Here is a 12,741-nt window from a genome sequence, read left to right as displayed (position 1 = left end):
GATTTATCTCATTTTTATCACCATTTTTAAAATAGAGACACGCCCTAAGTATTGGTAGTGATGGCTGAAAGAATGGTGTCTGGCGCCAAATCCTCTACACGCCAATAGCTCAAGCGCTGCGCTGCAACCATATTTGCTAAGCGCTCACCCAATACGACATAAGAAAAGTCCGCTAGCGTGAGTGGCAAATTATCTCTTCCATCAGTCATTATGTCATTACTACGTTTTGGTTCTGACATTCTTTCTCTTGCACCTTGGACGATGCTCGTCCAATGCTCAAAAGCAACGCCACTACTCACGACGACGATAGGTTTTGCTTGCTTTGGTGTTGTATTTGTCGTTTGATTACATACAAAAAAATCTTTTTGCCACTGCTGATACTGAGTCATTGCCTCGGTAGGCATTGTACGCTTATACCACGCAATACTATCGACATGTACACCGCGTGCTTGTAAAGTATCGACCAATAATCGTCGCCCGCCCAGTCCGCGCCATATCAAAAGCTTATCACCCGCCTGTAAACGCTCTATCTCAGGCATTGCTAGCATACCTTCATTATTGGCAACTTCAGGCTGTCGTACTTGGTAGTTTGCCGAGTCTATATTGGCTTGAGTCAATGCCGTAGCGGTTGCTTGACCCACTGCAATGATTTGACTTGGGGCTACCAAAGCTTCAGAAGCTATGTTGGCTGCTTTATTGTCCAGTTGCGCATAACTACTATCGTCATGCTCACTGTACACAAGCGACTGCCAAACATTCAACCCAGAAGTGGCCGCCGTTGGGCTTATGATGACCAGAGCCTTATATTCACCTGCTAGCCACGCACGCATTAATGCTAGGTCATCGCCAGTCGTTGGGCGCGGCTGCAACGTCAACATCGGTATCTCAACCACCGTGAACCCTGCTGCTCGCAAATGATTCGTCAATGGCGCAGCGCGTGCTATCGGCCGCGTATTGATGACAATTTTTGGCACCGACCCATCAGTGGATTGATTTTTATGAGTAGACCTAGCTTTAGTTGACGTTGATGACATAGATGTACCACGACAAAAGGCTTGTAGAATGGACTGAATCATCGACCAAACAGTGGATATGTGGATCAATGACTCAGTATGACAAAGTGAATACGCTACTCAGCGTGATAAATCGCTGACAAGATAGCCCCTGCACCATCAGCAAGTAGTATATTGGCAACATCAATACCGAGCTGATTTGCCTGCGACTCTTGCTCGTCTTGTGTACCAACCAATGTCACTCGCTTTTCTGCTTTTAGCAATTTACTGCCATCCGCCTGACCCACACGACCACGGAGCCACAGTACATTACCGTTATCGTTGTTGCCGTTTTCACCATTGTCATCGTTATTCGCACTGGTTTCATCAGCCATTTGCAAGACAGCATAGGCTGCAATCGGGACTTGGCAGCCACCCTCCAAGTGACGGTTAAGCGCACGCTCAGCGATAAGGCGAATACGCGCTTTATCATCGTTCAATGGCGCTAGTAATTTCAACACCTCGTCATCACCTTCACGGCATTCAATGGCTAACGCACCTTGACCAACGGCAGGCAAACAGGCATCAATATCTAGCTGTCCGCGAATGCGCTCATCTAATTCGATACGCTGCAAGCCACTGGTCGCCAAAATAATGGCATCATACTCGCCTGCATCTAGCTTGCCTAAACGCGTACCAACATTGCCGCGCAAGGTTTTGATCTGTAGATCTGGGCGGTAGGCTTTGATCTGACACTGACGGCGCAAACTTGACGTCCCAACAACTGCACCTTGCGGCAATTCATCAATACTATTATAAGTATTTGAGACAAAAGCATCAGTTGGTGAAGCACGCTTGCAATAGACACCTAGTGTCAAGCCTTCAGGCATCTGCATCGGTACGTCCTTTAGCGAATGTACCGCAATATCTGCTTGCTTGTTATACAATGCTTGCTCAAGCTCTTTGACAAATAAACCCTTACCGCCAATTTTGGCCAAAGGTGTGTCCAAAATCTTGTCACCCTTAGTGACAATTTTTAGTAACTCAATTGTCAACTCAGGATAGAGCGCCAGTAAGCGATCACGAATATGCTCCGCTTGCCATAGAGCCAAAGGACTCTGTCGCGTGGCGATGGTTAAGGTAGTCAAAGCAGGTTGCTGCAGATTGCTCATAAAGGGCCTCAATAAATTCGGTACTATAATCTAAATGCTACAATGTCAGTGCTAAGTTGCTGCTAAGCGATTAGGAAAACTTGCCACAAAAAATGGTCGACTCACATCAGAGATAGTAAATGCTGGCGCAAAAAAATACCCCTATTTAAGCATAAATAAGGGTTTGATGATATGGGATGATTATGTCGCTCTGAAAACATCCTATTACATGCTTTGAATTTTGTCACGTAAGGCTGGCAGATGACGACGACTCACGGCCAACGTCTCATCGATTCCTTTAAAACGTATCTGATATTGTCCAGCGTCTAGGGTTTCTAAAAAGTCTAAAAAATTCAGATTGATAATAGCGTTGCGATGCACACGGAACAAACGATCGTCAAACTCTCGCTCTAGCTCTTTTAGGGTCTCATCAATCAATACAATGCCATCTTTGTGACGTACTTTGACGTATTTTTGATCTGCCGCAAAATAATAGATATCTTTGAGCTTAATCAATTCGACCCCGCGATGGGTACGAGCAGCAATATGCTCGCGTATCGGACGCGCCGTTGGATTTGCAAGCTTGCGAATTTCGTTCAATTGCGCCGCGTTTAGGTTTTTTGCTTTGTTCAGTGCTTCTAATAGCTCGTCTTTATTTGCCGGTTTCAACAGATAACCGATTGCATTGGCTTTTAGTGCCGCTATCGCATAATGATCGTAAGCGGTGACAAATATAATGGCTGGTGGATGATCAAGTTTGTCCAGCTCTTGGGCACAGCGCACCCCATCCATCTCAGGCATACGAATGTCTAATAATATAATGTCAGGCTGCTGAGTTTTTACGGCGACAATTGCTTCTGCCCCTGTGGTAGCTTGAGCAACCACCTCATGACCTGACTCCTGTACGATTCTGACCAAACGCTCACGCGCTAAAGGCTCATCATCACAAACTACAATACGCATGTAAACTCCCACCCCCAAACTCTACTGAATATGTTTCGATGGTATGACGAATGTACTGGTCAGTTCAATATGGTGAAATTTTCTGCATCATATTTTTGATAGTAACCACTCATTGTCAATAATTGCCAAATAAAAATCGCAATAACCATATAGATATAAAAGACGATGCAATAAATATGCCACAACATCTTATAATAAGAATATAGTGTCTGAGAACATCATAAAAAACGGTAAAAGAGGAAAGATTATAAACTGACGTCTTGTAAGGGATAGTCAATAATGGTAGTGATGTGGTTACCAGTCACTGTGCTTTGGATATCAGCACTTTGACCAAAGTACGCACGTAATCGATCCGCTTGAATATAAAAATCCATATGCTGACGCAAATCATGGTTAATGATTAAGGTCTTTGTAGGAAGTTCCACGTCGATCTGAATAGCTACTCTGTGCTGCTCCCAAGTGACTTTAATATTAAAATGGATGGTTTCAGTGGTCATCTCAACCACGTTGAGTAGCATTTTCTCCAGTACGCTTTGTAAGGTTAACGCCGTAATCACCATATCATACATAATATCCTCATCAGGCAAATCCCAATGGACCTCGAGTTTGTCTGCCAAACGGCTAGACTCGATTGCTAGATAATGCTCACACAACGCAACTTCTTCTTCAAAGCTAATCTCACGTACGCCGCTAAAACTGGCACGATATAAGACCGAAACGTTTTGTAACAAAGCAGAGGCTTTTGACGGATTGGACTCAATGAGTGAGACCAGTGTGTTAATGGTATTAAAGAAAAAGTGCGGGGCAGTGCGAGTTTTTATTAAGTCATTCTGTGCGGTCAATTTGTATTCAAACGATAGCTTGAGCGCATTAAGCTCACGGTAGCTACGCAAAAAGTATAATAAAAATACAATGGTAAAACCGCCCGTCAGTACGGTATTGAAAAACAGATTGGTCATAAAAGCTTGACGATCATATTCCATCAAACCCATATTAATCAAAACCAAAACGACTAAAGCCATAGATACCGTAGCGGCAAACATCATGAGCATGACGATACACACACTAACACTAGGAATACTGGCATTTTTGAAGACAGGGCGCAGATAATCTACCAAATATAATGAAGGTATAATGGTCAAACCGTTTTGTATGGTTCGCGCAACAAGCTTGATGATAAAGTCCGACCAACTGGACAGACCATGCCGCTCAATCACTGTGAGAAACAGTGACCAAAAAGCAATATATGTCAGCCACTGCAAAGGCCTCATGATCTCCATGAGTTTTGGAATAAAAAACTCTAAGCGCGTAGCTAGTAAGGCAACCTCATCATTTGCTATACTTGAGTTCTTACTCTCTTGACTTGTCTTGTACCAATATGAACGCCAATTCTTCAAACCTTAGTAATCCTGAATCAAGTAAAAATTCATTTACTTCTGATTCTAGCACGAATGTCTCAGTAACAAACAAAGATGCACAAAACAGCCCTAGCAGCGCTCAGGGCCAGCAGATGTGGGGTGGACGCTTCAGTGAAGCGACGGACAGCTTCGTGGCTGCCTTTACCGCCTCTGTCGGCTTCGACCAACGCTTTGCTCGTCACGATATTCAAGGATCGATTGCCCATGCAACGATGCTCAAAGAATGCGATATCTTGACTGCTGATGAAGTGGCCACCATTATCGACGGTCTTCATCAAGTATTACGCGAGATCGAAGCAGGTGAGTTTAGCTGGTCAATCGCCCTCGAAGACGTGCACATGAATGTCGAATCACGCCTCACTGATATTATAGGCGCTGTTGGCAAAAAACTACACACGGGTCGTAGCCGTAACGATCAGGTCGCGACCGACATTCGTTTGTGGTTACGTGAAGAAACCGATAATATTATCGAGCTGCTCATACGCTTACAAAGTGGCTTGCTTGACCTGGCTGATCAACATACCGATACCATTATGCCTGGTTTTACGCATTTACAAACCGCCCAGCCTGTCAGCTTTGGTCACCATGTAATGGCGTGGTTTGAGATGTTGTATCGTGATACCGAACGTTTGGTTGACGCCCGTCGCCGTATCAACCAGATGCCCCTTGGTAGCGCCGCACTCGCTGGCACGACGTTCCCGATTGATCGTACTATCACCGCTGAGCTATTGGGTTTTGAAGGTATTTGTCAAAATTCGCTCGATGCGGTCTCAGATCGTGATTTTGCGATTGAGTTCACCTCCGCCGCCTCGATTCTGATGATGCACATGTCACGTATGAGTGAAGAGATTATTCTGTGGATGTCAGCGCAGTTTAACTTTGTGCAGATACCCGATCGTTTCTGTACTGGCTCATCAATCATGCCGCAGAAGAAAAACCCTGACGTGCCAGAATTGGTACGCGGTAAAGCGGCACGTGTCTTTGGTCAGCTAATGACATTACTCAGCCTGATGAAAAGCCAGCCACTCGCCTACAATAAAGACAACCAAGAAGACAAAGAGCCTTTGTTTGATTGTGTTGACACGCTAACAGGCTCACTACTTGCCTTTGCTGATATGCTGCCCAACATTGTCCCAAACAAAGAAAGTATGCGTGCTGCGACAATGAAAGGATATGCTACTGCCACTGACTTAGCCGATTATCTGGTCCGTCAAGGCGTTGCGTTCCGTGATGCGCATGAAGTCGTGGGTAATGCGGTTGCACTAGGCATTAAAGAAGGCGTTGATCTCAGTGACTTATCCTTGGCACAACTACAGCAATTCAGCGATGCCATCGGTGAGGATGTCTTTGACTATCTCACGCTAGAGGGCTCACTAGCAGCTCGTGACCATCTGGGCGGTACTGCGCCAAACCAAGTCAAGCAAGCCGTAATCAATGGCCGCGCTCGTTTAAAAGCCTTTGCTTGATCATATCGTTTTAAGCATAAGTGAACTGACCGCGCTACATCTGACACCCGCTATTGATGCGGGTGTTTTTTATTTATAGTCAATCCCCTGTAAAAGAGCTATAGCGTAGCCTCACTTGAAGTATCACAGTTACATCTGCGCTCGGTTGTCTTATATCTCTTTTAAACTGAATTAACTATAACTTACTATCAGCTACCCGCCCTTTTTTCGCGCCTTCTTTGTCTATCTGATATGAAACGATAAATCAGAATAAAGGCAAGACGTGCTGATAACACCTTATAGATTTGTGTCTGTTTAATAACAGACACGAGATACCCTTTGCTAAATTGACCAAGAGCGTTATCATAGGCTCATATGATTATTTAACTTGCCTGCTAGGGCGTATTATCATTTAGATGGCGAAGCTTAAAATAAGATAAATGGTAGTCAAACAAGGAAAAAACTGCAGAGAATATCGGTATATTCACAAAGTTTTTGACGATGTTTGACAAGATTTAGCCATTTTAAGACCGCTAAATGATTTAATGGGCTAATTGATGGCATGCCCTAATATGATAAATAAGGAACACCTGATGACTGAGACTTTTAATCCCCAAGACAATACTGTATTTTGCCGTAAATACAAGCAAGAACTACCAAAAATGCCGCATCCGCCCTTCCCTAACAAAAAAGGCCAAGAGCTACAAGAAACAGTCTCTGACAAGGCATGGAAAGAGTGGCTAGAACATCAAACCATGCTCATCAATGAGAACCATTTGAGCATGATGGATCCTGAAGCCAAAAAATTCTTGACCGAGCAGCGTGATAAGTTTTTGGATAACGAAGATTATGAGCGTGCCCAAGGCTGGACGCCAGAAAGCTAGGCTGAGACCACTGCATTACACCCATAAAAAACGCGCTATAGTAAGCGCGTTTTTTACGTAAGAAGACTATTTTGCCTGCGTTATTAGTCGTCATTACTTTCTAAAGCTTCGTAGTCTTCGACTGACATCGTGCTCACTTGACGAGCAGCCAGACGATCATTGGCTTCTTGCACTGCTTTTTCGACCATGGCGTAGTCTGAATGGCGTACATCTTGACCACTGATATAGTTGATGACCAGCTCGGCCACGTTTTGTGCATGATCACCGATGCGTTCAAGCGAGCGCAAAATCCACATGATATTGATGACCTTTGAGACTTGTCTTGAGTCTTCCATGATATAGGTCATCAACGCGCGAATGGCAGATTGATATTCGTTATTGACCACACTGTCATTGCGCATGACTTCAAACGCCTGCTCAGCATTTGATTGACTAAAAGCCTCTAGCGCGTTGTTAAGCATCAGTCTTACCTGATTGCTCAAATGCTGTACCTCAGCATAACCGTAAGACGATTTGCCTTGTGCCGCGATTCTGTTTGCCATTTTCGCGATTTTTACCGCCTCATCACCAATACGCTCCAAATCTACCACGCCTTTACTGATCGACATGACTAAACGCAAATCTCCTGCGGCAGGTTGACGCTTAGCAACCAACAATAAAATATGTTCATCGAGCTCAACCTCCATGCGGTTGATATCAAAATCCATCTCGATGACCTCTTGAGCCAGTGTCTCGTCTTTATCGATAAGTGCATGAATGGCTTTGGCTACTTGGTTGGCAGCACTATCACCCATGTACAAAAACAGACGGATGGCTTCATCAAGATCTTGGTCAAAACTTTTGGAGATATGCTTATCACTTTGCATGAGAGGTATTCCCTGAAATCTATATTTTAGTAGCGCGATATGCTGGTTGAGTGAAACGACCCAACTTCAGTATTAGCTCTTCAGTACTAATTAATCGGCCCTAACCATAGCGACCAGTAATATAATCTTCTGTTGCAGTTTGGGTAGGTTTGGTAAAGATCTGATCAGTCTCACCCATCTCGATCATATCGCCTAGATACATATAGACGGTATAGTCTGATACCCGCGCCGCTTGCTGCATGTTGTGGGTAACAATGGCGATGGTATAGTCATTTTTGAGATCTTCTATCAGATCTTCGATAGCGCTCGTCGAGATAGGGTCAAGCGCAGACGTTGGCTCATCGAGCAGCAATACTTCAGGCTTGGTTGCGACACTACGGGCGATACACAGACGCTGCTGCTGACCACCTGATAGCGACAGGCCGGATGCTTTTAGTTTGTCTTTCACTTCTGGCCATAGCGCCGATTTTTTTAGTGCCCACTCCACGCGATGATCTAGCTCGTCTTTGCTGAGCTTCTCATAGAGTTTGACACCAAAGGCAACATTGTCATAGATCGACATGGGAAACGGGGTTGGCTTTTGAAATACCATACCGACCTGCGCGCGTAGCAAGTTGACATCGATGTCTTTGCCCAAAATATTGCGCCCATCAAGGTTGATAGCGCCCTCTGCACGCATTCCTGGATACAGATCATACATGCGGTTAAAGGTACGTAGCAGCGTCGATTTGCCGCAACCTGATGGACCAATGAACGCCGTTACTTTCTTTTCTGCGATATCGATATTGATGTTTTTTAATGCCTGAAAATCATCGTAGTAGAAGTTAAGATCGCGGACTTCCATTTTTGCTTTGGGCATGTTTTTGGGCATATCATGAATACTTTGCTTGGTGAAGTCAGCAGTATTGGGTTGCTGCGATTGCGCACTATGAGACGTGGTCCTATTTAACAAGCTGTCTGTTGTACTGTTAAAGCGATCAGCCGTTGTTTCTGTGCGGGCTTTGCTTACGACATCATTCATAATATTATCCAACCTAGCTTAGTGTATTTCGTATAAATATAAGTAAATACTTGGTATTTTTGCAGCGATATCTGTCTTTATTTGACCTGACCGCGATTGCCAATAAATCTTGCCAAAATATTCAATACCAAGACCGACGCTGTGATCAGTAGCGCGGCTGCCCATGCCAGTGTGTGCCAGTTATCATAAGGACTCATCGCAAACTGATAGATGGTATTGGGTAAGTTGGCAATTGGCTGACCCATATCGGTACTGAAATACTGATTATTGAGGGCGGTAAATAGCAATGGCGCCGTCTCACCAGTGATACGAGCAAAAGCCAAAAGTACCCCTGTCGTCAGTCCCGCTTTGGCAGCTTTGATAGTCACTTGCGTCACCATTTTCCACTTGGGTGTGCCAAGTGCATAAGCCGCTTCGCGCAAGCTATTGGGCACCAGATTCAGCATATTCTCTGTGGTACGTACGACGACTGGAATGACAATCAATGCCAATGCTAATGCGCCTGCCCAACCAGAGAAATTTTGACCCTTGACCATTAAAGCATATATAAACAGACCAATGACAATGGATGGTGCCGATAATAAAATATCGTTCAAGAAACGCGTCACTTGGCCAAGCATACTGCCTCTAGAAAACTCAGACAAATAAATGCCAGTCATAAGCCCGATGGGTGCACCGATGAACAATCCTGAAAACGCCAGCATGGCAGAACCCACGATCGCATTGCGCAAACCACCTGGGCTCATCGGCGGCGGCGTGTCAGCGGTAAAAATTGGCAGCTGCACCATACCTTGGAAGCCTTCAATAAACAGCGTCACCAAGATCCATGATAACCAAAATAAGCCAAACACCATGGCTGTCATGGCAAACCCCAAACCCAGCTTATTCATCCAGCGACGTTTGTTGTACAGACTTTTGTTGTAACGCCCCACGCTGCTTGGTTTGGTGGTCATGGGCGCATTCATCGCATTGTTAGCAGCCATACTATTTATTTCCCATATCTTTTATCAATATCAATCGAGATCCAATAACCATGCTTAGGCTTATCGGTTACCTGCTTTGTGATCCATGCGCATGAGCATCAGTTTGGCCAGCGACAGCACGATGAAGGTGATGATAAACAAGATTAAGCCCAGATGCAGTAAAGACGCTAGATGCAGCTCACTTGACGCTTCGGCAAACTCATTGGCCAATGCTGAGGTGATGGTCACACCAGAAGTAAATAGACTTGGGCTGATATTGAACGCATTACCGATCAAGAAAGTCACTGCCATGGTCTCACCGAGCGCACGACCCAGTCCCAAAATCACGCCGCCAACGACACCCGCTTTGGTATAAGGCAAGATAATCTTGAACATCACTTCCCACGTCGTCGCACCCATACCGTAGGCCGACTCTTTGAGTAGATCTGGCACCACAGAGAAAACATCACGCATGGTGGCGGCGATAAAAGGGATAATCATGATGGCAAGTACCAAGGACGCGGTAAACATCCCTAGTCCCATGGGTGCGCCTGTAAATAGCTTGCCGATGATAGGTAGCGGGCCCACATGCTCAATAAACCATGGCTGAATGTGCTCACCAAAGAAAGGCGCAAAGACAAACAAGCCCCACATCCCATAAATGATAGAAGGAATACCTGCCAACAGCTCAATGGCAATACCAAGCGGTTTTTTGAGGAACTTTGGACACATTTCGGTCAAAAATATCGCAATACCAAAACTGACTGGTACAGCGATAACAATCGCAATAAATGACGTCACCAAGGTGCCATAAATAGGCGCGAGTGCCCCGTACTCATTGGCAACCGTATCCCAATTATTACTGCTATAAAACCCCAAACCAAACTCTTGGATACTCGGCCACGCCCCAACAATCAGAGACACCAAAATGCCTCCTAACGATAGGAGGACGAGTATGGCAAACGCTTTGGTAGAGTTGACAAATAAAGCGTCGTAACGTTTTTGTTTAGCCAGTTGGGACCTTAAGTCTGTCATAAGTGTCTCAGCATTGAATGGGTGAATTCAAAAAAACTAGGGTGTTCATTTCGTTTTATGACAGCAAACGCAACTTGTATCCGTACTAATGGTTATCGTGAAACATAGCGATTAGTGTTTTGGTCAAATTTGCTGTGATAAAACCTCTCAAACCACTACCGGAGAATAGTGGCTTAAGAGGAAATCAAAAAGTCATTAAGCAGCTTGTACAGATCGTTTATTGCGCTGGCTTATAAACTGGCTGTCCATCGCTACCTTTGACCTCATTCCATTTCTCTTTGAATAGAGCCACTGCTGTATCAGAGAATGGGACATAGTCTAGCGCCATGGCATCATCATCACCTTGGGTATACGCCCAATCAAAGAAGTTCAACACGCCAGCGACTTGCTGAGGATTCTCTGGTTGCTTGTGTACTAAGATGAAAGTAGCAGCAGCGATTGGCCATGCTTGATCCGTCTCAGAGTTGGTGATGACTTTATAAAAGCCTTCTTGTTGTGACCAATCGATGTCGCCAGCGGCGGCAAAGGTTTCAGCAGATGGCTGCACGATATTGCCCGCGGCATTTTTAAGCGCGGCATGTGACATGTTGTTTTGCTTGGCGTAGGCATACTCCACATAGCCGATAGAGTTTTTCATGCGGTTAACGTAGCTTGAGACGCCCTCATTACCTTTACCACCTGCACCAGTCGCAGAGGTTGGCCACTTGACCGTTTTATCAACACCAACGCTGTCTTTCCAATCTGGTGATACCTTGGCGAGATAATCGGTAAAGTTAAACGTCGTACCTGAACCGTCTGAGCGGAATACTGTGGTGATGGCGGCATCTGGCAAAGTCAAATCTGGGTTCATGGCTTTGATCGCAGGATCATTCCAGTTATTGATTTTACCCAGATAGATATTGGCTAAGGTTTCACCATCTAGCTTTAACTGACCTGGCTCAACGCCATCGATGTTAACGATTGGCACAACGCCACCAATCACGGTTGGGAACTGGATAAGACCAGACTCTTCAAGCTCTTCAGGTGTTAATGGCGCATCAGAAGCACCAAAATCGACGGTTTTTGATTGGATTTGTTTGATACCACCAGATGAGCCAATAGATTGATAGTTGACTTGGCCACCTGTGGCAGCGTTATAGTCAGAAGACCATTTGGCATAGATCGGCTGCGGGAATGATGCGCCTGCACCTGTGATATTCATGGCGATGTTTTCAGCAGATTTGAAACCCGTGTCAGCAGAAGGCGTTGCCTGAGTCTGAGTGGTGGTTTCAGCCGTGGTAGCGGCGCTACTGGTCGTATCAGCAGCTGGTTCTGCCGTCTCTGTTGACTTATTACACGCCGTAAGCATTAATGTACAACTAACGGCCACTGCTAATAACGAATAACGCATGTAGGACTCCTGAAGTTTAACAACGATATAAAAAGGCATTGTTTGTGATATGAGCGTTATCTTGCCAAATCTTTATGACAGTTTAATGACAACCTCTCAAATCCTGCATTCGCTTTACACAATATTTAGCAATCGCCTCTAAGTATCAGTAATATCAAAGAATTTTAATTACTATCAATAGCTCCTGTTCTTTGTATCCATGCTAAATAGCAAAATAAGCGCCTGATATTTTCATCCAAATTCCATTAGCCGTTAACGCAGAATTTTGTTAGTATGAAAGGGATTTACAACACTGACAGACTCGGGGTGCGGTGTAGCATTGGCCTACTTTATTAAACGTTTATAGTTGAACATTGATAAAAGTAGCCACCTATCTACATTCGCTGAGAGATCACCCGCCGAACCTGATGCGGTTAGTACCGACGCAGGGAAGTCTTAAGCACGTTGTTATTGATGACAACGGACGCGTAGAAATACTTTTTTATCATCGCTATTGTCTAACGATGCACGCCGCATACGTAGATAACGAGAGAAGATAGAAAGGGGCGTCCACTATTTGATGACCATTAACCGCGACAACTTCTTTGCTCGCTGTTAGGTGTTGATAATATAAA

General features: G+C 44.8%; 11 protein-coding genes and 1 riboswitch. Of the genes, 2 read left to right on the top strand and 9 right to left on the bottom strand.

Annotated features, from left to right (window positions below):
* Nucleotides 1–44: 44 nt before the first annotated feature.
* The 4 genes from CUR83_RS01375 to CUR83_RS01360 all read right to left on the bottom strand — a co-directional run bounded on the left by CUR83_RS01375 (nucleotide 45) and on the right by CUR83_RS01360 (nucleotide 4,377).
* Nucleotides 45–1,034: a uroporphyrinogen-III synthase gene (locus CUR83_RS01375; RefSeq protein ID WP_186475292.1), complete on the bottom strand. Its 990-nt coding sequence runs from the start codon at nucleotides 1,032–1,034 to the stop codon at nucleotides 45–47.
* Nucleotides 1,035–1,129: 95 nt separating this feature from the next.
* Nucleotides 1,130–2,164 (bottom strand): hydroxymethylbilane synthase, encoded by a 1,035-nt coding sequence (gene hemC / locus CUR83_RS01370; protein WP_212564029.1) that lies wholly within the window; start codon nucleotides 2,162–2,164, stop codon nucleotides 1,130–1,132.
* Nucleotides 2,165–2,368: 204 nt separating this feature from the next.
* Nucleotides 2,369–3,106, bottom strand: a complete 738-nt coding sequence (locus tag CUR83_RS01365; RefSeq protein ID WP_223334320.1) for a LytR/AlgR family response regulator transcription factor — start codon at nucleotides 3,104–3,106, stop codon at nucleotides 2,369–2,371.
* Nucleotides 3,107–3,351: 245 nt separating this feature from the next.
* Entirely contained in the window at nucleotides 3,352–4,377 is a 1,026-nt protein-coding gene (locus CUR83_RS01360; protein ID WP_284718908.1) for a histidine kinase, read from the bottom strand.
* Between the two features lie 239 nt (nucleotides 4,378–4,616).
* On the opposite strand from CUR83_RS01360, the gene argH reads away from it, so the two are divergent.
* Together argH and CUR83_RS01350 are read left to right on the top strand one after the other, a co-directional pair.
* Nucleotides 4,617–5,990: an argininosuccinate lyase gene (gene argH, locus CUR83_RS01355; RefSeq protein WP_212564568.1), complete on the top strand. Its 1,374-nt coding sequence runs from the start codon at nucleotides 4,617–4,619 to the stop codon at nucleotides 5,988–5,990.
* A 572-nt stretch (nucleotides 5,991–6,562) separates the two neighbouring features.
* Entirely contained in the window at nucleotides 6,563–6,853 is a 291-nt protein-coding gene (locus CUR83_RS01350; RefSeq protein WP_058023955.1) for an oxidative damage protection protein, read from the top strand.
* A gap of 83 nt (nucleotides 6,854–6,936) precedes the next feature.
* Here the strand turns inward: CUR83_RS01350 and phoU are convergent, their stop codons facing one another.
* The 5 genes from phoU to pstS form a co-directional block, all read right to left on the bottom strand.
* On the bottom strand, nucleotides 6,937–7,719 hold the full coding sequence (phoU, locus tag CUR83_RS01345) for a phosphate signaling complex protein PhoU (protein WP_212564031.1): 783 nt from the start codon (nucleotides 7,717–7,719) through the stop codon (nucleotides 6,937–6,939).
* Nucleotides 7,720–7,819: 100 nt separating this feature from the next.
* Complete coding sequence (pstB, locus tag CUR83_RS01340) at nucleotides 7,820–8,740, bottom strand: phosphate ABC transporter ATP-binding protein PstB (RefSeq protein ID WP_201587587.1); 921 nt, start codon at nucleotides 8,738–8,740, stop codon at nucleotides 7,820–7,822.
* Nucleotides 8,741–8,817: 77 nt separating this feature from the next.
* Nucleotides 8,818–9,630 (bottom strand): phosphate ABC transporter permease PstA, encoded by an 813-nt coding sequence (gene pstA, locus CUR83_RS01335; RefSeq protein ID WP_379542906.1) that lies wholly within the window; start codon nucleotides 9,628–9,630, stop codon nucleotides 8,818–8,820.
* Nucleotides 9,631–9,783: 153 nt separating this feature from the next.
* Nucleotides 9,784–10,737 carry a phosphate ABC transporter permease subunit PstC gene (pstC, locus tag CUR83_RS01330; RefSeq protein ID WP_093069746.1) on the bottom strand — a complete coding sequence of 318 codons (954 nt, stop codon included), beginning with the start codon at nucleotides 10,735–10,737 and terminating at the stop codon, nucleotides 9,784–9,786.
* Between the two features lie 217 nt (nucleotides 10,738–10,954).
* Nucleotides 10,955–12,127 (bottom strand): phosphate ABC transporter substrate-binding protein PstS, encoded by a 1,173-nt coding sequence (pstS, locus tag CUR83_RS01325; protein WP_212564032.1) that lies wholly within the window; start codon nucleotides 12,125–12,127, stop codon nucleotides 10,955–10,957.
* Between the two features lie 292 nt (nucleotides 12,128–12,419).
* A riboswitch (TPP riboswitch) is annotated at nucleotides 12,420–12,575 on the top strand.
* Nucleotides 12,576–12,741: the final 166 nt, after the last annotated feature.

Origin of the sequence: Psychrobacter pocilloporae (assembly GCF_029872915.1) — a bacterium.
GTDB classification, from domain to species: domain Bacteria; phylum Pseudomonadota; class Gammaproteobacteria; order Pseudomonadales; family Moraxellaceae; genus Psychrobacter; species Psychrobacter pacificensis.
Note: the sequence above shows the minus strand (reverse complement) of the source record. Positions and strands in the feature narration are given on the sequence as shown.

Bases quoted from the DNA above. Each gene is read 5' to 3' on its own strand.
- CUR83_RS01375 (WP_186475292.1), bottom strand. From the start codon at position 1,034: ATGTCATCAACGTCAACTAAAGCTAGGTCTACTCATAAAAATCAATCC.
- hemC (WP_212564029.1), bottom strand. From the start codon at position 2,164: ATGAGCAATCTGCAGCAACCTGCTTTGACTACCTTAACCATCGCCACG.
- CUR83_RS01365 (WP_223334320.1), bottom strand. From the start codon at position 3,106: ATGCGTATTGTAGTTTGTGATGATGAGCCTTTAGCGCGTGAGCGTTTG.
- CUR83_RS01360 (WP_284718908.1), bottom strand. From the start codon at position 4,377: ATGAGGCCTTTGCAGTGGCTGACATATATTGCTTTTTGGTCACTGTTT.
- argH (WP_212564568.1), top strand. From the start codon at position 4,617: ATGTGGGGTGGACGCTTCAGTGAAGCGACGGACAGCTTCGTGGCTGCC.
- CUR83_RS01350 (WP_058023955.1), top strand. From the start codon at position 6,563: ATGACTGAGACTTTTAATCCCCAAGACAATACTGTATTTTGCCGTAAA.
- phoU (WP_212564031.1), bottom strand. From the start codon at position 7,719: ATGCAAAGTGATAAGCATATCTCCAAAAGTTTTGACCAAGATCTTGAT.
- pstB (WP_201587587.1), bottom strand. From the start codon at position 8,740: ATGAATGATGTCGTAAGCAAAGCCCGCACAGAAACAACGGCTGATCGC.
- pstA (WP_379542906.1), bottom strand. From the start codon at position 9,630: ATGAATAAGCTGGGTTTGGGGTTTGCCATGACAGCCATGGTGTTTGGC.
- pstC (WP_093069746.1), bottom strand. From the start codon at position 10,737: ATGACAGACTTAAGGTCCCAACTGGCTAAACAAAAACGTTACGACGCT.
- pstS (WP_212564032.1), bottom strand. From the start codon at position 12,127: ATGCGTTATTCGTTATTAGCAGTGGCCGTTAGTTGTACATTAATGCTT.